The sequence below is a fragment of the Pseudoalteromonas arctica genome, assembly GCF_012927645.1.
Taxonomy (GTDB): Bacteria; Pseudomonadota; Gammaproteobacteria; order Enterobacterales; family Alteromonadaceae; genus Pseudoalteromonas; species Pseudoalteromonas arctica_A.
The window spans coordinates 39579-60493 of record NZ_JABBMT010000016.1; the positions used below are offsets into that span (position 1 = coordinate 39579).

The following is a 20915-nucleotide window of genomic DNA, read 5'->3' on the forward strand; positions in this document are numbered from 1 at the left end:
TATCAGCTATCAGCTATCAGCTATCAGCTATCAGCTATCAGCTATCAGCTATCAGCTATCAGCTATCAGCTCAAAAAGAAAAACCATGCTTGTTAAGTCAAGCATGGTTTCAAATTTTATCTCTAAACTGACGGCTACAAGCTTAAAGCTTTTCTTTTATGGCTGTGTCGTATTTCTCTGGCGCAGTACTTCAAACAAACATATGCCAGTTGCAACTGAAACGTTTAAGCTTGAAACACTCCCTGCCATCGGGATTTTAACCAGTGCATCACAATGCTCACGCGTTAAACGACGCATCCCCTCGCCTTCAGCGCCCATAACAATGGCCATTGGGCCAGTTAAGTTTGCATCAAATACATGAGTGTCTGTTTCGCCAGCAGTGCCCACGACCCAAACACCAGCATCTTTTATTTCACGTAAAGTACGGGCAAGATTGGTGACTTGGATCAGCGGTACGGTTTCAGCTGCGCCACAGGCAACTTTACGCGCTGTGCCATTTAATTTGGCTGACTTATCTTTTGGCACGATAATCGCGTGTACGCCAGCGGCATCAGCACTACGTAAGCAAGCACCTAAGTTATGCGGATCAGTTATGCCATCGAGAACCAGTAAAAATGGCGTTTCTTCACGAGCAATGATTGTATCCAAGTCTTTTTCGTTAAAAGTCGGTGCCGCTATAACGTTTGCAATAATACCTTGATGCTGCTCACCTTTTGATTTGTTATCAAGGGCTTTACGCTGCATAAACTGCACTGATATACCAAATTTACGCGCTTCTTCAATAATTGGAGATAAGCGTTTATCATCACGTCCTTTTAGGGCATAAATCTCAATAAAGCGCTCAGGCTCACTTGCGAAAATTGCTTCAACAGAGTGAAAGCCAAAAATCAATTCATTACTCACGTATCACTTGCTCCTGAACTCTTACTTTTACGGGCATTTTTGCCTGATCTTTTCGGTTTTTTCACAGCCTTTCTCTTTGGTTTTTTTGCAGTCGTTGTAGTGCCAGCATCCGCTGATTTTCCTGTAGGTTTCTTTTTACCTCTACTGGCACTGTTTTTTTTTGGCTTTGCTTTTCTCTGTTCAGAACGACCGCTATGTTCACCTGACTCTTTTGCGTCAGCTTTTTTACCTGGTATTTTGCCACGTTTTAGCTGTGAACGAACACTTGCAGGCTGGTGCCCTTTCGCATCACCACGACGGCGCGCGTATCTGTCTTGTGCCGCATTGCCATCTAACGTTAAGTTAATACGGCGCTCATCTAAGCTTACCGATGCCACCTGAACCGTGACTTTATCACCTAAACGATAAACTTTACGAGAATGCTCACCAATCAAGCAATGTTTAGCGCCATCATATTGAAAATACTCATCGCCTAAATTAGTGACATGGATAAGGCCATCAATTTGTAAATCAGCTAAGCGAATAAACAAGCCAAAGTTAGTAACCGATGAGATCACCCCTTCAAATTCGTCGCCCACATGATCTTGCATGTATTCGCATTTTAGCCAATCAGCTACTTCACGGGTTGCATCATCTGCACGACGCTCCGTATTCGAACACTGCTCGCCCAATTGCGCGACTTCTTCGTCACTATAAACATACGCCCCCGACGTAACCATACCTTGCGCTTTTAAAATTCCTTTAATCGCACGATGTACGACTAAATCTGGGTAACGACGAATTGGCGAGGTGAAATGTGCATATTCGCCCAATGACAAACCAAAGTGACCGATGTTTTCAGCTTGATATACTGCCTGCTTCATCGAACGCAGTAGCATAGTTTGGATGAGTTCAGCATCAGGGCGGTTGCCAAGCTTGGCTAACACATGGGTAATTTCTTTTGGTGTTGGCTCATCACTGAGCGTTGCTTCAATACCCAACTCTGATAAAAACTGTCTAAAGTTAGCCAGTTTTTCACCATCTGGTTCAGCATGAACACGATAAAGCGCGCTGGCTTCGTGTTTTTCAAGCATTTTAGCCGCAGAGACATTGGCTAAAATCATACACTCTTCAATTAACTTGTGCGCATCATTACGAACCACTGGTACTATTGATTCAATTTTACGTTGGGCATTAAATACAAAGCGTGTTTCGAGGGTTTCAAACTCAATCGCTCCACGCTGTTGGCGCGCCGATTTAAGTGCCATATACATTTGCTGTAAATCAGTTAAATGTGGCACGACTGCTGCGTATTCTTTACGTAACTTTTCATCACCTTGCAAAATGGCATTGGTTTTGGTGTAAGTTAAACGCGCATGCGAGTTCATTACGGCTTCATAAAAACGATAACCAGACAGCTTACCTGCTTCTGATACCATCATTTCAGCAACCATACATAAGCGGTCAACTTCAGGGTTTAATGAACACAACCCATTAGAAAGCACTTTTGGCAGCATAGGAATAACTTGTTCAGGAAAGTACACTGAATTACCCCGTTCGATTGCCTCGGCATTAAGTGGGGTATTCATTCCGACATAATGGGATACATCAGCAATCGCCACCCATAACCGCCAACCACCCGATTTTTTGCGTTCACAATAAACCGCATCATCAAAGTCACGCGCGTCTTCACCATCAATTGTTACTAATGGTAAATCACGTAAATCTACACGGTTTTGTTTATCGGCTTCTTCGACAAATTCACCTAAATGCTCCACCTGTTTTTCAACCGCTTCAGGCCATACATGCGGGATATCGTGATTACGCAGAGCAACTTCAATTTCCATACCCGGCGCTAAATGCTCACCCAGTACATCAATGATTTTCCCTAGCGCATTCATATTACGGTTAGGGCTTTGGGTAATTTGCACTTGCACCATTTGGTTGTGGCGTGCGCCGTTTTCACTGCCTGGCAAAATAATGATATCTTGCGTAATTCGGGGGTCTTCGGCTACAACTACAGCAATACCGTGTTCAACAAAATAGCGGCCAACAATTGGCGCACGTTCATTGGTCAGCACTTTAATAATTCGTGCGTCACACTTACCGCCAGAGCCACGCTTAGTACCTTTAGCCAGCACTATGTCGCCATGCAGTACCGAACTCATTTGATGCTTGGCAATAAACCAATCTTTACTTTCGCCTTCGATTTCTAAAAAGCCAAACCCGTCACGGTGACCAATTACTTTGCCTTTAACAAGCCCAGCTTCATCAATTAAGGCGTAGCATTTAAATTTATTAAAGAACAGTTGACCATCACGCTCCATGGCACGTAAACGACGCTTAAAAGCAATTTGACGCTCATCATCGCTTACCGCTAACTCTTCACATAATTGATGAAAATTAGCAGGCTTGGCACGGTCTTTTATATGAGTAAGTATAAACTCACGGCTTGGGACAGGGTTTTCGTACTTTTCTTGTTCTCGACTGAGATTAGGATCTTGGTTTGACATTCACTATCTTGTTAATTGGTTATGATGTTATTTTAACCCATAACCGATCAATGAGACAGGCAAAAGCTATGAAACTTTTAAGAAAACGCTTTTACCTGCTTTAAACTGCTTATAATGGCGTTATAGCCAGCCTTTTTGTTTGGCTATACGCGCTGCATCTACTCGGTTTATGGCATTAAAATTAAAGCATTCATAATTACCTCCAGTTGAATGTGATAACTATGCCAGCCGCTAAAAAAATAAGAGTGTAAAATGTCATCAACTTTGCTGACATTTGTCATGTTTTAAAAATTTCACCTTATTATGAGCAGTGATAAGATAGTAAAAAATAGCAGAGCGAATTTACATGCAACCCCAACAACAAAGTTTAATTTATTTACATATTGCGGTATTACTTTTTGGTGGCACAGCACTATTTGCCAAATTAATAAATCTCAACGCATTAGATATCACCGTGTACCGCGCAGCCATAGCGGGTCTGGCTATTATGATATTGCTATTATGGCAAAAAAAAGCAATTAAACTCAGCTGTGCTAAAGATTACTTGATTGCTTTGTTGTTAGGGGCTGCTGTAGGTATACATTGGGTTACTTATTTTGCGGGTATGCAAATGGCGGGGATTGCCATTGGTATGATTGCATTTTTTACTTACCCAGTGATCACCGTATTTATTGAACCATTCTTTAATAGTAGTAAACCCAAAGTAAACGATTTGCTCAGTGCAGGCGTAGTAATAACTGGGATCTATTTACTGATCCCAAATGCAGATATGGGTAATAATGTGACCTTAGGGGTGGTAACAGGGATTATTTCGGCATTTTTTTTCGCTTTTAGAAATATTGTTCATAAGCGATACTTTAGCCACTACGGTGGGCCACAAACTATGTTTTATCAAACATTCGTGGCTAGCTTATTATTATGTGCTTTTATTGAAGTACCAGTGATAAATATAGCAAACCAAGATTTGGGGTTATTGGTCGTCGCTGGTGTAATTTTTACTGCAACTCCGCACTCTTTATTTGCGGCAAGTTTACAATATTTATCAGCATCAACAGCGGGGCTTATTTCTTGTTTACAGCCTTTGTATGGCACATTTTTAGCTTTTTTGCTGTTACATGAACAACCTTCACTACAGACCCTGCTTGGCGGTGCTTTGGTGATCAGTGCAGCATTTTACGAAACATGGTCAGTTACTCGGAAACACACATTATGATAAAAATTTTTGCTCATCGTGGCGCCAGTGGCACTTATCCAGAAAATACCCAGAGTGCAATAACCGCAGCAGTCGAAATTGAAATCGATGGTATTGAGGTCGATGTCCAAAGTTGTTTGGATGATTACATGATCATTCATGACACTTGGCTAGATCGCACCACCAACGGCCGCGGAAAAATAAATAAACTCACCCGAGAGCAAATTCAATGTTTTGATGCAGGTAATAATGAGTGTGTTCCCACCTTACAACAAACCATAGATTGGGTTAACAATAAAACATTATTAAACCTAGAGTTAAAACACACTTTTGCATTGGATAAGTTTGTTAAGCTGATTGAAGCAAACGTTGCAGCTAAAAAACTGTCACGCGACAACCTTTTAGTCTCTTCGTTTGATCACCATCAACTCATGTGGCTAAAACAACAGTTACCATGGGTGAAAATTGGCGCCTTAACAGCCTCTATTCCGATCAACTATGCCGAATTTGCCCAGCGCTTACAGGCGTTTAGTATTCATGTTGATAAAAACTTTATTAACCATGAGTTTGTCGCAGATGCCAAACAACGCGACTTACAAGTTTATGCGTACACGGTTGATAAAAAAGAAGATATTGAATTAATGCTGAGTTTTGATGTGGACGGAATTTTTACTAATTATCCCTGCAACACTAAAATGATTTTAAACTCACTGTAGTTATCAAAAATAGCTGCCGTTCATCCTATATTCTTGAATTAAAGTGAATTTGAACGATACTGAGTAAAACAATGCAACAGCCGAGCGGGCAATTGATGAGTGGGTATATGCGTATTTATAACTTTATAGAACAAGGCTTCTTTTTTACTTTAACCCGAAAGATTGTTGGCAACCTTAGCTTTGTATTTATTTTTCAAGCTATTACTCTGGTTTGGTTATATAAAAATCTAACTACGCAAAACGCAGACACCAGCCTATTTTGGTTACTCACGGTGATTATTATTGCCGGCTTTGCTTTTACGCTCTTTTACATGCGCTTTCTGATCGTGCGCCCAGTTACGGCAATGCGCGATACTTTAGTGAAAATTAATCGCCAAGATGCAAACTTAGCAGCTAAACTCCCCCACTTTACCTATGATGAATTTCGTGAGATCAGCCAGCAGTACAACACCTTTACTGATCATCTAAGCCAATTACTCGCTACCACTTACCAAAGTGCGCAGGCCAGTGCACAAAGTAATAATCAAGTGACCGAGTCAATGCAACATACAGCGCAGCTAAGCGAACAACAAATTGATTTTAGCCAAACAATAACCGCAGCCAGTAATCAAATAACTGATAGTCTGCAAAGTATTGTTACCAATACCGACAATGTACATCAAGTTAACGCAGAGCACCTAAACTTTGTTACACACTCTGCACAAGAACTTACAAAACTAGTCACTCAAGTTAAATCGATTAGTCATGTGTTAAGTCGTTTTTCAGAAACGATCTATGATTTAAAACAAAACAGCGAGAATATTCGTAGCATCCTGAAAATGGTTGAAGAGTTTTCAGATCAAACGAATTTGTTAGCCCTCAATGCTGCAATAGAAGCCGCCCGTGCAGGTGAAGCAGGTCGTGGCTTTGCGGTTGTGGCAGATGAAGTGAGAACTTTATCGGTTAAAGTAAGCGATGCAACTCGCCAGATCAGCGATTTCATCAACCAAATGGATTCTTTAGTAAATCAGACAAATAAAGAATCTGAGCAACTTGTCAGTTATTCACATAATGCAGAAACAACCATCAGTAGTACATCCCATGGATTTACTGATCGGCTTGTTGAATTTGAACACAATCAACAACAATTACAGCAAATTGTCAGCGCTGTGCACTTACTCGAACAGACACAAAATCAAACCCATCAATCAGTTGAACAAATCGTTGCATTAGGCAGCCAAGCAAAAGCACAAATTGATGTAGCGCTAGGTGATTGTCAATTATCACAACAGCTAAGTGAGCAAACTCAGCAGCAGTTACAGCGTTTTGTCTAAGTACAAGCGTTTTAACTGCGCTGTAAATATGTTAAATTGCGCCGTTATTCTTTCTTAATGATGTACCCATGTGAGTAGCTCAATATCCGATCACACGCAGTTAGCCCTTGATATAAAACAGTGGGGTAAAGAACTTGGCTTTGCTGAAGTTGGCATCACTGACATTGACTTATCTAAGCACGAGGCACAATTACAGCGCTGGCTTGATGCGGGTTATCACGGGTCAATGGATTATATGGCGGCACATGGTATGAAACGCGCTCGCCCTGCGGAACTAGTCCCAGGCACTGTGCGGGTTATATCAGTAAAAATGAATTATCTGCCCCCCGATGCAAGCTTTGCTAAAACCCTCAAAAATACCGATAAAGCGTATATTAGTCGTTATGCGTTAGGCCGTGATTATCATAAACTGATGCGCAATCGATTAAAGAAATTAGGTCAAAAAATTGAGCTGCAAATCGGTCAATTAGGTTATCGGCCATTCGTTGATTCAGCGCCAGTATTAGAACGCCAACTCGCTGAAAAAGCAGGTTTAGGTTGGCGTGGAAAACACAGCTTGCTAATCAATAAAGAAGCCGGTTCTTGGTTCTTTTTGGGTGAGTTATTTGTTGATATCCCTTTACCAATTGATAAGCCCAATGAGTTTGAGGGATGTGGGAAGTGTGTAGCCTGCATAACTTTATGCCCAACCGGCGCAATTGTAGAGCCTTACGTAGTTGATGCGCGCAAGTGTATTTCTTATCTTACTATTGAGCTACAAGGGCCAATCCCAGAGCAATATCGCTCACTATTAGGTAATCGCGTTTACGGCTGTGATGATTGCCAATTAGTTTGCCCATGGAACCGCTACGGGCAAATTACCGATGAAGCCGACTTTCACCCACGAACACAATTAAAAGATAAAGATTTACTTGATTTATTTAGTTGGGATGAAGCCACCTTTTTAAAAAATACCGAAGGCAGTCCAATCCGTCGAATTGGCCATCAGCGCTGGCTCCGAAATATTGCTGTAGGTTTAGGTAATGCGCAATTTAGCCAATCGATCGTTGACGCGCTCAGCGCCAGTTATGATCAATCAACCGAGTTGGTAAAAGAACACATAGAGTGGGCGATTAAGCAACAACGCTCAAAGCAAGATAAGCTACTAAGAAAAACCGCCCGTTTGATACGTATCGTAGAAAAGGGTTTACCAAGAGATGCGTAGCTTCCCCCCATTGATTATTATCATTACTTTTTCAATAAGATAGACAAGTCTTGTTCAATTTCATGAAAAGCGGCTTTCACCCCCTGCACAGACTCTACACGGGCAACTGATTTTTGAATAGCTTGATCTACCTTCTGATAAATAAACACTTCTTGATCTTCATCTAACCCCATTGACGGGATCCGCTGCTCTAACTCTTCTTGTAAACACTTAAATACAGCTTCGTTACTTTTATGGTTTTCATTTAACAGCTCAATTAAGCTATGAAACTTGCTATTAACCATAGTAATTGCATCATTTAGCTTTGCTTGCTGCGACTGTAAAGCTTCACGAGTCATGATTGCTCGTAGCTGTTGCTCTGTGACACTGACAATAAAGCACACATGATCACGGATCCGGCCATGCTTATCAGGGTCGTGATCTGGCATATTTAAAATCAATAAACTAATTAATTCATAATTAACTAAGATACGATGGGAAAACTCATGTATGCGGCCCTTACTTTTTAGCATATCAAACAATTCAATTACAATTGGCGAACACGTACCATTTAGGGCAAAGTGTTCAGGAGCATCCATACGCGCTCTAAACTCAACATTACCTTGTAAGTCAAACAATCTTAAACAATGAACTAAGGCTTCACCCAACGCTTTAGTGTTGTTAATCATACCAATACTCTCAATATAATTAACTATTTGCCCCATTTCACTACTGTTTGCCATGGCGTTAAATGCGGTTGACGTGGCCTCTTCAACTTGCTGTTCTAACGATTTTTTTTCAATGAGTACTTGGTTAAGAATTTGCAGTTTTGATTTAAGTTCGTCCTGCCCAAATGGCTTAACTATATAATCTTCTGCACCGACTGCATAACCTTCCATCCGCTCCTCGACAGTACCTCTGGCTGACACGAACATTACGATAATATTTGCCGTACTAGGGTTTGCTTTTAGTTTTCTACATACCTCATAACCATTCATTTGTGGCATACTCACGTCAAGTAAGATTACTTGCGGCGCAAATTCTTCGACTATGCTAAGGCACTCTGGACCACTGCTAACCATCTTTAATTCAAAATCAAGATCCAGCAATATCTCTTCTATAATTTCTAAATTAAAAGGCTCATCATCAACAGCTAGTATTCTCGTTAAAGGCATAATTATCATCCATTTCATAATTCATATTAATAGTTTAGTCGTAAAAAAAACTCTTACCAGTAATGCTAAGTAATTTCCTCTTGCGTAGCAGCAGTTTTGATTTCTAAAGGTAGAGTTATACGAATTGTCGTACCTCCTGAGCTGTTGTTATGAGCAGAAATAAGACCTTTATGTAATGATACAAATTCACGACACAAAGCTAAGCCAAGCCCAGTCCCGCCAGCACCATTATTGGTTTTGCTACTTTGTACAAATTTTGAGAACACATGTTCAAGCTCATCATCGGGGATCCCTATACCACTATCAATCACTTCAATAATTGCCTGCTCGTGCTGCTTAATTAAAACGACTTCAATACAACTCTGCGGCTCACTAAACTTCAACGCATTACCGAGAATATTGCGCAATAATTGATTTATTTGCTCTTCATCGCAGTCAATTATAAAAGGCGATTTTTGTGGTAAGTACTTCACCTCAACCTCTTTTTCCAAAGCAGTACCTAACACATCGTCAATACTGGTTTTAATGATATTATTAAGGTTATGGGGCCGAGGGTTAAAAGGAAACTTACCAACATCGAGTTTAGATAAGTCGAGTAAATTATTAAGTAATGAAAGCAGCCGCTCGCCACTACATTCAATGCGAGATAAATATTTCTGCAACTTTTCAACCGAAATATCACCTCTGCCGAGTTTATCTAAACCAAAACGAGCAAAACTTAATATTGAATGCATAGGAGTACGTAATTCATGGGACATGTTAGCAAGAAACTCTGATTTGCTGTGATTTGCTGCCTCAGCGACATTTTTAGCGTCTTCAAGCTGGGATGTTCGGGCACATACTTGTTCTTCAAGCATATCTTTTGCTTCGAGTAATAGCTCCTCTTTAAGTTTAAGGTGAGTAACATTTTTAAAAATAACTGCGAGTGCAATATCATCATGATGGTCTATTTCATTAAATGAGCCAACTAATGGAATGGTATCTTCGTCTTCCATTGGCAGATACACGTCACAACTAAATTGACGATTTTTATTTAACGTCGCTATTTTTTCTTTGATTTGCTCAGCAGATGTTGCATCCAATAAAGTAAATATTGAGCTGCTTTTAAGTGCCTTTGCAGACAGGCGAAATAGTTTAGAGCAAGCATCGTTTGCTTCAATCACTTCACCATTGCGCTCAAATAACATAATCGCATCAGGTGTATGCTTATAAATAACGCGTAACAAACTATCTTTTTCAATAAGTGCATCAACGGTATCTTGTAGGCGTTCAACCAACTCTGTGTTATGTCGTCTTAACAACTCAGTTTGCCAAAGTTTATGCACCGATTGCAGTATCATATTTTCATTGATCGGTTTAACGAGTACATCTTCCACCCCTTGACGGATAGCTTCAATCATCGACACTTGATTTGGTTTTGAAGTGAATAGTAGGCAACGACATTGCGGGTATAATACTTTGAGGGCGGCAAATACTTCTAAACCAGAGCCATCTGGCAAGCTAAAATCGCTCAATAGCAGATCAATTTCATGCCCTTGTGTTTTGCTAACCGCAGAGCTAATGCTATTAGCTGTAATGGTTTTAATATGAGCACCTAATAGACTATTTGCTATTTTTTCAAGCCGCTGTGGAATATGGTCGACCAGCAATACCGTTGGTAATACTAAAACACTATCAGAGCCAAGCTCTAAAACATTCTCCAATAAGGTGCTGATCTCTTTATTCGCAAAAAATGGATAAATCACCAGAGCATTTGGCATCAGCCGATTAAGATCACTAAATGAAGAAAGTTGTTCATTGTTTTCAACTTTAGGTGCCAGCAGTAAAAAGCGCTCTTGACTGACCTGTGTCACTAAAAAACTTGCGGTAGCCACTGGAACACCGTGGGCAATAGTCACTAAATCATAATTATTAAACGCTATGCATTCCGGTAGCATTGAAAAATGGATCAATTCAACTTCACAGCCAATCAATTCAAGCAATACTTTTATTCGCATCGCTAAAATACTATTGCTATCAACGATCAATATTTTCCGCACAGCTTTGACCCCGCTTTTCATCAACTTAACATGATAAAAGCGTAGTCTAAGTTTTCTGCATTAACATCATCTAAAGGATTATTTTTAGTCGTATATCTACCCTAAATGCTTACCTAAGATAGTTAAGCTGTAATGGTTGTCATCCAAAATAGCCACATTCGGTAAGTTTCCCCATTGTTGATAACCAAAGCGCTCGAACAATTTAATACTCGGTATATTATGACTAAATATAAATGCTAGTAGCACTTTAATATTTAATGGCTTAGCTTGCTCCTGGGCAAAAGCAAGTAAGTGCTTACCAAGCCCTTGACCTTGTGCAAATGCGGTAATATAGATACTGATTTCTACCGTTGCATCATAGGCTGGACGACCATAAAAAGATTTATAACTAAGCCAAGCTATCACCTTAGAGTCTTGCTCATAAACGTAAATAGGCCGCTGCTTAGTATGGCTATTAAACCAACTTTGCTTGTCTGCTATGCTTACTTGTTCGGTGTCGGCTGTAACCATTCTACTTGCTATTGTTTCATTATAAATTGCAACTATGGCGGCTAAATCATTACTATTTGCTAATCGTATTGTCATTTTGTTTTTAGCGGTTGTTGATCACTTCATTGCATAGTAACGTATGAGTTAAGGTCACACCACTGCAAAATAAACGGTAGACTGCCATCCAGGGTGATCAGCCACAACAAGTTAAGGAGTCGGTATGTTTAAAAAGTTATTATTATACTGCGCAATACTCAGTTGCAGTGTTTATGCGCAGCCAGAGCAAACCAACCAGCGGCAAGTTGAGGCTACATCATGTGATGATTTTACTAATGTTACTATGCGTAAGCTTCGCTCTAAAGAGAGTATTAATTTATGTCAATTCAAGAATAAACCCTTATTGATAGTCAATACAGCAAGCAACTGCGGTTTTACGCCACAATTTGAAGGGCTTGAAGCGTTATATCAAAAATACCAAGACCAAGGCTTAGTGATACTGGGATTTCCTTCTGATGATTTTTTCCAAGAAGAAGATGACGAAAAAGCCACTGCTAAAGTCTGTTTTGTAAATTACGGTGTGACCTTCCCGATGTTTGCCACCAGCGAAGTCAGAGGCCGTGATGCCAATGCTATATTTAAACATTTAAATGCCCAAACGAGCTCGCCAAATTGGAACTTTTATAAATACCTCGTATCTGCAGATCGAAAGCAGGTCGAACGTTTTAATAGCAAAACCAAGCCAGATTCAGGCAAATTAGTTAAAGCGATAGAACAAGCAATTTCAGATATTTAATTTTCTACTGGTACAAGTAGTTATTATTGGACTAGAATAACGTAAGGTTTGATTAAAAAAACACCACTTTGAAACGGGAGATTTTATGACAGTGGCAAGTGCAAGACACATATTAGTAGACAGCGAAGCGCAGTGCTTAGATTTAAAAACCAAGATTGAGCAAGGCGAGGATTTTGCTGAGTTAGCTAAGACACATTCAAACTGCCCTTCAGGTCAGGATGGCGGTGCATTAGGAGAGTTTGGTCCTGGTATGATGGTTCCTGAATTTGATAAAGTGGTATTTTCAGCACCCATTAATCAAGTACAAGGCCCTGTACAAACTCAATTTGGCTACCACTTACTTGAAGTGACCAGCCGTACAGAATAACCTTTGTTTTATCACTAATTTAAAAGACAGCCGCCTCTGCGGCTTTCTTTTTATCCTAAGGAAAGCACATGCAACTATTAGGCTCAACAACCTCGCCATTTGTACGCCGCATTCGTATTTGGGCACTGTTAAATCAATGCAGTCTTGAGTTTATCAACTTAGATATTTTTTCCGACACTGATCGTCAGCTGATGATACAAAATAACCCAGCCCGAAAAATTCCAGTGCTAATCACTAAGCAGCAAACGTTGGCGGATTCAAATAACATCATCCGCTTTTTACTCGAACAGCACAGTCAAACTAGTCTGAATTGGCAGCAAGAGCATCTGCTAACAATCATTAATGCATGCAGTGATTCACTGGTTGAGCTATTACTTTGTCAGCGCTCAGGATTCGATACGCAGGATGATAAATTATTTTTTAATCTACAAAATGAACGCATTGCTGAAACATTAAGCTATTTAAATAACCATTTTGCAGATGCAGAATTTAAAAGCTGTGAATACCTGTGCATCAGTTTATACTGCTTACTTGATTGGATTTGCTTTCGCGAGCTAACGGATCTAACGGCACATACCGAGTTAATGAAGTTCTATCACTCATTTGCTCAGCAACAGGCAGTGCAGCAAACCGATCCACGTAATTAACATTTAAGGGTAAACACATGAGTGATATCGAAATTGAATCAGAACTGGTAAGTTTTGTTGAAAAAGTACGTCAAAGTGAACAAATCTGGGCGCTAGGTACGGAAGATGGCGGTTTTGTGGTTTGTGACTCTAACCAATTTGAAAACACCGATGTACTACTATTGTGGGAAAGTGAAGCAACAGCAAAAGCCCAGTGTAAAGAAGAGTGGGCCGATTACAATCCACTGCAAATCACCTTGGATGAATTTTTAGATGACTGGGTTGAAGATCTAAAAGAAGATGATGCTCTGGTTGGCCTAAACTGGAATGACGACCAAGTATGTGTTGAAATCGAGCCGGTTGGATTAGCACGCGCACTAAGCGAGTAAGCATTATTTAACATTGCTTTACTGCGCTAGTTTATTTGCTATAAACTAGCGCAAATCTTTACTTTCAGGGTATTACGTTGAAATCCCATCTTGGTCGCCGCCCTTTTTCCGCTATGGAATTACATACGCTTTACCATGGCTATATATATGGTGATCAACGCTTACCTCGCGAACAACCGAAACATTGGCATTTCTGGCTCCCTTTAATCGCTTATTATAGTGGCGCTTACAGTGATGAAATTGGCCAGTTACAGCTGTGCGATATTGTTGAACATCAACAGATCCTTTGTTTTCATTTCCATACCCACGGCAAAATAAAAGCCCGTATTGTGCCTATCCATCAAGCACTTTTTGATGCTGGCTTAAACGAGTATATAACAACCGTTAAACAACGGGGACACAGTCGCCTATTGTTTGACCTGCCATCTAAATCAGGTCGCTATAGCGAAAAAGTTCGCATTTGGTTCTCTGGTGAAGGAGAGCGTGCCGGCTACTTACAAAAGTGTGACATTCCCAATATCGATCAACTTGGTATGAAAACCGCTGTCAGCAGTCTCAGGCTCAATTTTGAGCAGCAAATCCGCATTTATGCAATTCAAGCAGGCAATAAAGATGCTTTTAATTATCTACTTGGCTTTAATGAATATGAATTGACTGAATTTAGCGATGTAACCACCCTTGATCAGATCTGCCAACAAATACGCGTGATCAACCAGCACATTGATTGGCACCGCTTTAATCAACGCCATACCATTTAACAAATTTTGTTACCAACTAGCTCATTACTCACTGCTTAAAAACTGTTAGGATAACTAAGACAAACTCTAACAAGAAAATATCAGGATCCTCTATGTTTATTAAAAGCCTACTCACACTCAGTGTGGCCGTTGCCGTAACTTCAGCTCATGCTAATGAATTTGTACTTGAAAAGCTTGCAAAACCAAGCTCTCAACAGGTTTCTTTAACGCTTGACCCAGCTCAAGAATCGTTTAACGGCATGACCAAAATTACCCTTGAAGTACTTAGGCCAACTAACTATATCGAGCTAAATGGTGTTGCTTACGCAACGCAAATGGCCAAACTACTTGGCGCAGAAAACTGTGACTTGAGTACTGAAATGCTAAAAACAGGTAAAGTAAAATTTAGCTGCGATGAGCAAATTCAACCAGGTAAATACACGCTTAAAGTCGACTTCACAGCCCCCTATAACCGCCAAAGTGTTGGCCTATATAAAACCTTAGATCAGGGTGTGCCGTATTTATTTACCCAGTTTGAAATGAGCGATGCCCGCCGCGCATTTCCAGTATTTGATGAACCAAGTTATAAAATTCCATTCCAATTAACGATTACAGCACCTAGCTCGCAAAAAGTGTATGCCAATACACCTGAGTTAAAAACGACCATTAATGGCGATATGACCACTCACTTTTTTGATAAAACACCGCCAATTCCTTCATACTTAGTGGCGATGGCTGTCGGTCCATTTGAGGAGCGTGAAGTCAAAGGTATGCCAATTCCAGGCCGTGTGATCACGCCACAAGGTAAAATTCACTTAGGTGAATATGCCGAGCAAGCAATACCAAAAGTATTGGCCGCGCTTGAAAGCTACTTTGGTATTCCTTACGTTTATAAAAAGCTTGATTCTGTTGCCGTGCCAGAATTTCCTTTTGGGGCTATGGAAAATGCCGGGTTAGTTACCTACCGTGAAGATATTTTGCTGCTTGATTTAGCCACCGCTACTCGCAATAAAAAACAACGTAATGTATCTATCATCGCTCATGAACTTGCTCACCAGTGGTACGGTAACTTAGTAACCATGAAATGGTGGAATGATTTATGGCTAAATGAAGCGTTTGCAAGCTGGATGGCCGCTAAAATCACAGCCCAACTTAACCCTGAATTTGAATCACATTTAGACCTACCGCAAAATAACGTTATGGCGTTAGACGCTCGTTTAAGTACTAAGCCAATTCGTAAACCAATTAAAACCGAAGCCGATATAATGGATGGGTTAGGACTCGCCTACAGTAAAGGCAGCTCTGTGCTTGCAATGGTTGAAAACTGGATTGGCGAAAAGGCTTTCCAGCAGGGTATTCGCGCTTATTTAAAAGAGTTCTCGTATAAAAACGCCGAAGCAGCCGATTTATGGCAAGCCCTTGGTAAAGCATCAAATAAAGATGTGGCAGCGGTTTTAAAATCGTTTATCGAACAATCTTCATTCCCACTGATCAAAGTAACTCAGCAAGGTAAAACGATTAGCATTAATCAAAGCCGCTTTACTAACGCGGGCGTTGATGCTCCTGCACAGCTTTGGAATGTGCCAGTTGCAATAAAATACGGTGCTGGCGATAAAGTTAAAACTGCCAATGTATTACTCACTAAAGCCAATCAAACTGTTGAACTTGAATTTGAAGCTGAGTGGATTTATCCAGATCAAGGCGCTTTAGGTTATTACCGCTGGGTAATGGATGACCAACAATTTGCTGCTTTGATTGATAACGCCGCACAGTCATTGACAGTACGTGAACGTTTAGCGTTACTCTCTGCCGCTGATGCATTACTAGATGCAGGTGTTATTTCAGCAGCCCATTTAATGCAAACACTAGAAGCTTTTGTAAGCGACAAACACCCACGCGTTGCAAATACCGCTTTGGGTTATTTAGCCGCACAAAAGCGTACCTTTGAAGATGAAAGCAACCAAGACCTGTGGCCTGAGTTTATTCGTAAAAGCATCATGCCCGCAGCTAAACAGTATGGTTTAACTGCGAAAGTCGATGAAGATGCAGCCATTGCACAATTGCGTACGCAGGTAGTGACGCGCTTAGGCTTTGACGGGGAAGATAAGAGCGTTATAAACACCGCCAAAGCACAAGCACGTGTTTACTTAAATAATCCAGAGAAAGTCGATCCATACTTAGCATCAACTTACTTAAACTTAGCCGCATTCCATGGTGATAAAAACCTACTCAATGCGTATATAAATACCTTTAAAACCACCAAAGATCCGCAAGTACGTACAAAAATGCTAGCGGCTATGAGTTACTTTGCCACACCGGAGCTACAAACTAAGGTATTAAACTACAGTTTAACTGACGATGTTACTGCATCTGATATGCGTACTATTATGTCTGGCCAAATGTATACAAAAGCACGTGAGGCTTTGTTTATTAGTTGGGTATATGAAAATTACGATAAAGTAGCGGCTAATTTGCCACCTTTCTTTGTGCCTAACCTGCCTTACTTTACAACTTCAGGTTGTAGTGCAAGCAGTTTAGCGAAAACGCAAAGCTTCTTTATGAGTAAAATTGCTGACGAACCAGGTTATGCGCGTACTTTAAGTAAACTTGAAGAAAGCGTGAACAATTGTATCTCACTTAAAGAGCGTGAATTAGATTCTGTTAATAGCTTCTTAAAACGTTAATTTATACCCTAACCATCTCAAGATGCAGAATTCAGCATCTTGAGGTGGCTTGGGTATATATCTACAAAAACGGCAAGCCAGTGGCTTGCCGTTTTGTATCTATTGCTTAGCTTAGCTTAACTATCAATAAGCTCAAGCTAGCCGTTAATAATTTTGATAAGTGAAGTAATAAAGCCTTTAGCGCCTTCAACGCTGGTCATTTTAAAACCAATTCCATAATGTATTGGATTCGTGCTTTTAAAAATACGCGCTGGAAACCGTGTCATTTCACTACTATGAAAAAAACCGCTAATGCGGTTAACGCCTGCTATTTTATTAAAATCATCACTAAAGACTTCCAGTGCAGGACGAAGTACAAGCTTAGCTTGACCACCTTCTATATGCAGATAAATTGCTTCTTTGGACTTAGGTAACATGTATTCAGTGATATTCTTAATTCTAAAATTACTACGGCACTCTAATGCTATAAGTTGCTCGTTGATTTGCTCTGGACTAGCTGACATGGATATCCTTGATTTTCATTAAGCTCTTAGCTGTAAACTACAGTACAGCCAAGCAGCTGCAAAGTTTTATATTATAGTTATTTAACACATACAAAAGCGAGTTGCTCATTTAAGTAGCTCATACGGGTAATATGGCTATCACAGAAAGGCGTTAAATCAAGCCATAGTGAAACCTGCTCAGGGTTATTTAGCTGGCGTTGGTAAACACGATTATCGACCGCATAAATGACCGTATTAGTATCTTTAAATGCGTAATCTTGTACCGTCTGCGGTAAACGAAAGAGGTCCGTGACGGTATTTTCTTGCGGATCATAACTTGCTAACCAGTGCTGCTGTGCTTTGCTATAACTGAAGGTATAAACCGCTAATGCGGGGTTAAACGTCAGCGTACGCCCTATATTTTCAGCAACCACTATTGGCTTCGCTGCAGCAACCTGAGTATATTGTAGGGTATGTGGTTCGCCTAAAATAAACATCACCATATCATCTTTGGCGCCCCAGACATGATAACCAACTGGTTCTATCCACTCAAAAATACGACTTGGTTTAACATTATCGTCAAACGGATATTGCCATAACTTCTGCTTACCATCCGCCTCTACTACAATAGCTGACAGTCCCTTACCATTAGGTGTTAAAGTCGGCGAGTATTCACTCACAGCAGTATTTGTGAAATTAGTTACTTGCTTATTAGTAAAATCATAAAAAGCCAGTTCTGTTTGACTTTGCCCTTCACTTTGCACTTCTTGGGTAAAATAAATACCGTCTTTGGTAAGTAAAGGCTGATTATTATAAACATCATTATTAGTGATACGGCTTACTTGTAAGCCATATTCTGTGTTAAGTTTAGCAAGTAAAATTTCGCTTTTTGGCATCGCAGCTAAAACGCTATTAGGGGTAACTACAAGGGTGGCAACAAAACTTAGCCAAGGTAAAGTCAATTTCATATCATTCTCTAATTATTTTTATCGCCCTTATAATAGCGCTATTTTATAGTTATTCCCAAGTCTGTTATTGATATGTCACTTGACCTACCCCCTTACTACGCCTTATAACTACAGAGCTACTTAAAACGAGAAAAGTTATGTCAGCTAAACATCCTATTATTGCGATCACTGGTTCATCTGGTGCCGGTACTACCACCACGACAAGTGCTATTAAGCATATATTTCGTAGTCTCAATATTGAGGCCGCATTTATAGAGGGCGACAGTTTTCATCGCTATACTCGTCCTGAGATGGATAAAAAAGTTCGCGAAGCGCAGCAAGAAGGTAAACATATAAGTTACTTTGGTCGTGAAGCGAATGACTTTGGCGCTCTAGAAAACTTATTCAGTACCTATGGCGATACCGGTGCAGGTAAATTACGTCGTTATTTACATACCTTTGATGAAGCCGTGCCATACAATCAACTACCCGGTACCTTTACGCCGTGGCAAGAACTAGAAAGCAGCACCGATATTTTATTCTACGAAGGGCTGCATGGCGGTGTTGTCGATGAAGATCATGATGTAGCTAAACATGTTGATTTACTAATTGGTATGGTGCCTATCATTAATCTTGAGTGGATCCAAAAGTTAATCCGCGACACCTCTGAGCGTGGTCATTCTCGCGAAGCTGTTATGGGCTCAATTGTCCGCAGTATGGATGATTACATTAATCACATTACGCCACAGTTCTCACGTACTCACATAAACTTTCAGCGCGTGCCAACCGTTGACACTTCAAACCCATTTAGCGCAAAAGATATTCCGTCCCTTGATGAAAGCTTTGTAGTTATTCGTTTTAGAGGCATAGATGACGTCGATTTTCCGTATTATTTACGCATGATTGAAGGCAGTTTTATGTCGCGTATCAATACACTGGTGGTCCCTGGTGGAAAAATGGGACTCGCCATGGAGTTAGTATTAACTCCTCTTATCAAAGATATTATCCTTAAAAAGCGTGCGCTTGCCGAATTAGCCCCCGTTGATTTGCCCATTTAAGAAATACGCTTGCTGAAATATATAGCTTATGTAAACTGCTGACTTCATCATAAAAGAAGGTGTCAGCATGACAGAGCCATTACGCATTCTCGTCGGTTCCAAAAATCCGGTAAAAATAAATGCTGCCCGCAGTATTTTCTCTCTCTATTACCCTGATATGACGATTGATTGTCAAGGAGTTGATGCACCTTCACAAGTACCTGATCAGCCAATAGGTGAAGATGAAACACGAATAGGCGCACAAAATCGCGTGTTGTATTGCCAGCAGCATTACCAAGCTGATTTTTATGTTGCAATGGAAGGTGGTGCTGAGCAATTTAGCTACGGCCCTGCTACCTTTGCATTTGTAGTCATTGCTGATAACCAACAACGTGCTATCGGTCGTAGTAGTAACCTTCCTTTACCCCCAAGCCTGTATAATGCGTTATTACAAGGCAAAGAACTTGGCGATGTAATGGATACCGCATTTAATACTACCAATATCAAACAGCAAGGCGGTGCTATTGGTTTATTAACTAATCATCATGCCACCCGAGAAAGTACCTATACGCAAGCGCTAACTCTCGCTATGGCGCCTTTTCTTCATCCCGCGCTTTACTCTAAGGAAGTTTAATGAAGTATACCCATGTTTTATTTGATGCCGACGAAACCTTATTTAGCTTTAATGCCTATGCAGGCTTAAAAAGAATGTTTGCAATGTATGGCGTAGATTTTACTGATGCAGATTACAGTCATTATCAAGCAACAAATAAACCGTTGTGGCTTGAGTATCAAAACAATACTATTTCCGCTACTCACCTACAAGTCACTCGATTTAGCGAGTGGGCAAATAAGCTGAATGTTCCAGCTCAACAGCTTAATGATGATTTTTTAACTGCCATGGCTAAGATCTGTGAACCACTACCTGGCGCTATTGAACTACTAAATAAACTAAAACCGCATGCTAAATTAGGCATTATCACTAATGGTTTTACCCAGCTACAAGCACGTCGCTTAGAGCATAGCGGATTAAAAGAAATGTTTGATTGTTTAGTTATCTCTGAGCAAGTGGGAATTGCAAAACCAGCCGCAGAAATTTTTTATCACACTTTTGAACTGTTAGGTAATCCACCAAAAGAACAGATCTTGATGGTCGGTGATACCGCAAGCAGCGATATCTTAGGTGGCCAAAATGCGGGGATTGATACCTGCTGGCTACAGCATCCCAACACAGTTCTGCCCGCAGGTATTGAACCAACATACCAAGTGACTGAGCTGGGACAGTTACAACAGCTGTTAGAATTATAAAAAGGTTTAAAATAAAAACTAAACAGCAATATTTAAGCAAAAA

Annotated in this window: 20 protein-coding genes; 13 read left to right on the forward strand and 7 right to left on the reverse strand. The window is 40.4% G+C overall.

The annotated features are described in order from the left end of the window. Positions 1-156 precede the first annotated feature (156 nt). Together rlmB and rnr are read right to left on the reverse strand one after the other, a co-directional pair. Positions 157-903: a 23S rRNA (guanosine(2251)-2'-O)-methyltransferase RlmB gene (gene rlmB, locus HHO47_RS11440; protein WP_169020404.1), complete on the reverse strand. Its 747-nt coding sequence runs from the start codon at positions 901-903 to the stop codon at positions 157-159. Next, positions 900-3395: a ribonuclease R gene (gene rnr, locus HHO47_RS11445; protein ID WP_169020405.1), complete on the reverse strand. Its 2496-nt coding sequence runs from the start codon at positions 3393-3395 to the stop codon at positions 900-902. Before rnr ends, rlmB begins: the two co-directional genes overlap by 4 nt. A gap of 346 nt (positions 3396-3741) precedes the next feature. Here rnr and HHO47_RS11450 point away from each other — a divergent pair, with 346 nt between their 5' ends. From HHO47_RS11450 to queG, 4 genes are all read left to right on the forward strand, one after another. Further along, positions 3742-4608 carry a DMT family transporter gene (locus HHO47_RS11450; RefSeq protein WP_169020406.1) on the forward strand — a complete coding sequence of 289 codons (867 nt, stop codon included), beginning with the start codon at positions 3742-3744 and terminating at the stop codon, positions 4606-4608. Next, positions 4608-5303 carry a glycerophosphodiester phosphodiesterase gene (locus tag HHO47_RS11455; protein WP_348981652.1) on the forward strand — a complete coding sequence of 232 codons (696 nt, stop codon included), beginning with the start codon at positions 4608-4610 and terminating at the stop codon, positions 5301-5303. The genes HHO47_RS11450 and HHO47_RS11455 overlap by 1 nt, the downstream gene beginning before the upstream one ends. A 95-nt stretch (positions 5304-5398) precedes the next feature. Continuing rightward, positions 5399-6616, forward strand: coding sequence for a methyl-accepting chemotaxis protein (locus HHO47_RS11460; RefSeq protein WP_169020443.1), 1218 nt, complete (start codon positions 5399-5401; stop codon positions 6614-6616). Between the two features lie 70 nt (positions 6617-6686). Next, the gene (gene queG / locus HHO47_RS11465; protein ID WP_169020408.1) at positions 6687-7820 is read left to right on the forward strand and encodes a tRNA epoxyqueuosine(34) reductase QueG; all 1134 of its coding nucleotides are present in this window, start codon (positions 6687-6689) and stop codon (positions 7818-7820) included. 23 nt (positions 7821-7843) lie between these two features. Here queG and HHO47_RS11470 read toward each other — a convergent pair whose 3' ends face one another. From HHO47_RS11470 to HHO47_RS11480, 3 genes are all read right to left on the reverse strand, one after another. Continuing rightward, positions 7844-8974: a response regulator gene (locus HHO47_RS11470; RefSeq protein WP_169020409.1), complete on the reverse strand. Its 1131-nt coding sequence runs from the start codon at positions 8972-8974 to the stop codon at positions 7844-7846. Between the two features lie 65 nt (positions 8975-9039). After that, positions 9040-11034: an ATP-binding protein gene (locus HHO47_RS11475; RefSeq protein WP_169020410.1), complete on the reverse strand. Its 1995-nt coding sequence runs from the start codon at positions 11032-11034 to the stop codon at positions 9040-9042. A 75-nt stretch (positions 11035-11109) separates the two neighbouring features. Further along, positions 11110-11598 carry a GNAT family N-acetyltransferase gene (locus HHO47_RS11480; protein ID WP_169020411.1) on the reverse strand — a complete coding sequence of 163 codons (489 nt, stop codon included), beginning with the start codon at positions 11596-11598 and terminating at the stop codon, positions 11110-11112. Between the two features lie 124 nt (positions 11599-11722). Between HHO47_RS11480 and HHO47_RS11485 the strand changes: the two genes are divergently transcribed. The 6 genes from HHO47_RS11485 to HHO47_RS11510 all read left to right on the forward strand — a co-directional run bounded on the left by HHO47_RS11485 (position 11723) and on the right by HHO47_RS11510 (position 17098). Further along, positions 11723-12295, forward strand: a complete 573-nt coding sequence (locus HHO47_RS11485; protein WP_169020412.1) for a glutathione peroxidase — start codon at positions 11723-11725, stop codon at positions 12293-12295. Between the two features lie 85 nt (positions 12296-12380). Then, entirely contained in the window at positions 12381-12662 is a 282-nt protein-coding gene (locus tag HHO47_RS11490; protein ID WP_169020413.1) for a peptidylprolyl isomerase, read from the forward strand. A gap of 68 nt (positions 12663-12730) precedes the next feature. Beyond that, positions 12731-13309 (forward strand): glutathione S-transferase family protein, encoded by a 579-nt coding sequence (locus tag HHO47_RS11495; protein ID WP_169020414.1) that lies wholly within the window; start codon positions 12731-12733, stop codon positions 13307-13309. Positions 13310-13326: 17 nt separating this feature from the next. Then, on the forward strand, positions 13327-13677 hold the full coding sequence (locus tag HHO47_RS11500) for a DUF2750 domain-containing protein (protein WP_169020415.1): 351 nt from the start codon (positions 13327-13329) through the stop codon (positions 13675-13677). Positions 13678-13754: 77 nt separating this feature from the next. Further along, positions 13755-14435 (forward strand): hypothetical protein, encoded by a 681-nt coding sequence (locus HHO47_RS11505; protein WP_169020416.1) that lies wholly within the window; start codon positions 13755-13757, stop codon positions 14433-14435. Between the two features lie 92 nt (positions 14436-14527). Continuing rightward, a complete protein-coding gene (locus HHO47_RS11510) occupies positions 14528-17098 on the forward strand; it encodes a M1 family metallopeptidase (RefSeq protein WP_169020417.1) in 2571 nt (856 codons plus the stop codon). A 137-nt stretch (positions 17099-17235) separates the two neighbouring features. On the opposite strand, the gene HHO47_RS11515 is transcribed toward HHO47_RS11510, so the two are convergent. Together HHO47_RS11515 and HHO47_RS11520 are read right to left on the reverse strand one after the other, a co-directional pair. Beyond that, positions 17236-17601 carry a hypothetical protein gene (locus HHO47_RS11515; RefSeq protein WP_169020418.1) on the reverse strand — a complete coding sequence of 122 codons (366 nt, stop codon included), beginning with the start codon at positions 17599-17601 and terminating at the stop codon, positions 17236-17238. 77 nt (positions 17602-17678) lie between these two features. Continuing rightward, positions 17679-18548, reverse strand: coding sequence for a TolB family protein (locus HHO47_RS11520; protein ID WP_169020419.1), 870 nt, complete (start codon positions 18546-18548; stop codon positions 17679-17681). 137 nt (positions 18549-18685) lie between these two features. Here HHO47_RS11520 and HHO47_RS11525 point away from each other — a divergent pair, with 137 nt between their 5' ends. From HHO47_RS11525 to yjjG, 3 genes are all read left to right on the forward strand, one after another. Beyond that, positions 18686-19585, forward strand: coding sequence for a phosphoribulokinase (locus HHO47_RS11525; RefSeq protein WP_169020420.1), 900 nt, complete (start codon positions 18686-18688; stop codon positions 19583-19585). A 67-nt stretch (positions 19586-19652) separates the two neighbouring features. Then, positions 19653-20198: an inosine/xanthosine triphosphatase gene (gene yjjX, locus HHO47_RS11530; protein WP_169020421.1), complete on the forward strand. Its 546-nt coding sequence runs from the start codon at positions 19653-19655 to the stop codon at positions 20196-20198. Then, positions 20198-20872, forward strand: a complete 675-nt coding sequence (gene yjjG, locus HHO47_RS11535) for a pyrimidine 5'-nucleotidase (protein ID WP_169020422.1) — start codon at positions 20198-20200, stop codon at positions 20870-20872. The genes yjjX and yjjG overlap by 1 nt, the downstream gene beginning before the upstream one ends. The last annotated feature ends 43 nt before the right edge of the window (positions 20873-20915 follow it).

What these genes read in the sequence shown, in the direction of transcription:
- rnr (WP_169020405.1), bottom strand. Translation starts at nt 3,395, where the DNA reads ATGTCAAACCAAGATCCTAATCTCAGTCGAGAACAAGAAAAGTACGAA.
- HHO47_RS11450 (WP_169020406.1), top strand. Translation starts at nt 3,742, where the DNA reads ATGCAACCCCAACAACAAAGTTTAATTTATTTACATATTGCGGTATTA.
- HHO47_RS11460 (WP_169020443.1), top strand. Translation starts at nt 5,399, where the DNA reads ATGAGTGGGTATATGCGTATTTATAACTTTATAGAACAAGGCTTCTTT.
- HHO47_RS11470 (WP_169020409.1), bottom strand. Translation starts at nt 8,974, where the DNA reads ATGCCTTTAACGAGAATACTAGCTGTTGATGATGAGCCTTTTAATTTA.
- HHO47_RS11475 (WP_169020410.1), bottom strand. Translation starts at nt 11,034, where the DNA reads ATGAAAAGCGGGGTCAAAGCTGTGCGGAAAATATTGATCGTTGATAGC.
- HHO47_RS11480 (WP_169020411.1), bottom strand. Translation starts at nt 11,598, where the DNA reads ATGACAATACGATTAGCAAATAGTAATGATTTAGCCGCCATAGTTGCA.
- HHO47_RS11485 (WP_169020412.1), top strand. Translation starts at nt 11,723, where the DNA reads ATGTTTAAAAAGTTATTATTATACTGCGCAATACTCAGTTGCAGTGTT.
- HHO47_RS11490 (WP_169020413.1), top strand. Translation starts at nt 12,381, where the DNA reads ATGACAGTGGCAAGTGCAAGACACATATTAGTAGACAGCGAAGCGCAG.
- HHO47_RS11495 (WP_169020414.1), top strand. Translation starts at nt 12,731, where the DNA reads ATGCAACTATTAGGCTCAACAACCTCGCCATTTGTACGCCGCATTCGT.
- HHO47_RS11500 (WP_169020415.1), top strand. Translation starts at nt 13,327, where the DNA reads ATGAGTGATATCGAAATTGAATCAGAACTGGTAAGTTTTGTTGAAAAA.
- HHO47_RS11510 (WP_169020417.1), top strand. Translation starts at nt 14,528, where the DNA reads ATGTTTATTAAAAGCCTACTCACACTCAGTGTGGCCGTTGCCGTAACT.
- HHO47_RS11515 (WP_169020418.1), bottom strand. Translation starts at nt 17,601, where the DNA reads ATGTCAGCTAGTCCAGAGCAAATCAACGAGCAACTTATAGCATTAGAG.
- HHO47_RS11520 (WP_169020419.1), bottom strand. Translation starts at nt 18,548, where the DNA reads ATGAAATTGACTTTACCTTGGCTAAGTTTTGTTGCCACCCTTGTAGTT.
- HHO47_RS11525 (WP_169020420.1), top strand. Translation starts at nt 18,686, where the DNA reads ATGTCAGCTAAACATCCTATTATTGCGATCACTGGTTCATCTGGTGCC.
- yjjX (WP_169020421.1), top strand. Translation starts at nt 19,653, where the DNA reads ATGACAGAGCCATTACGCATTCTCGTCGGTTCCAAAAATCCGGTAAAA.
- yjjG (WP_169020422.1), top strand. Translation starts at nt 20,198, where the DNA reads ATGAAGTATACCCATGTTTTATTTGATGCCGACGAAACCTTATTTAGC.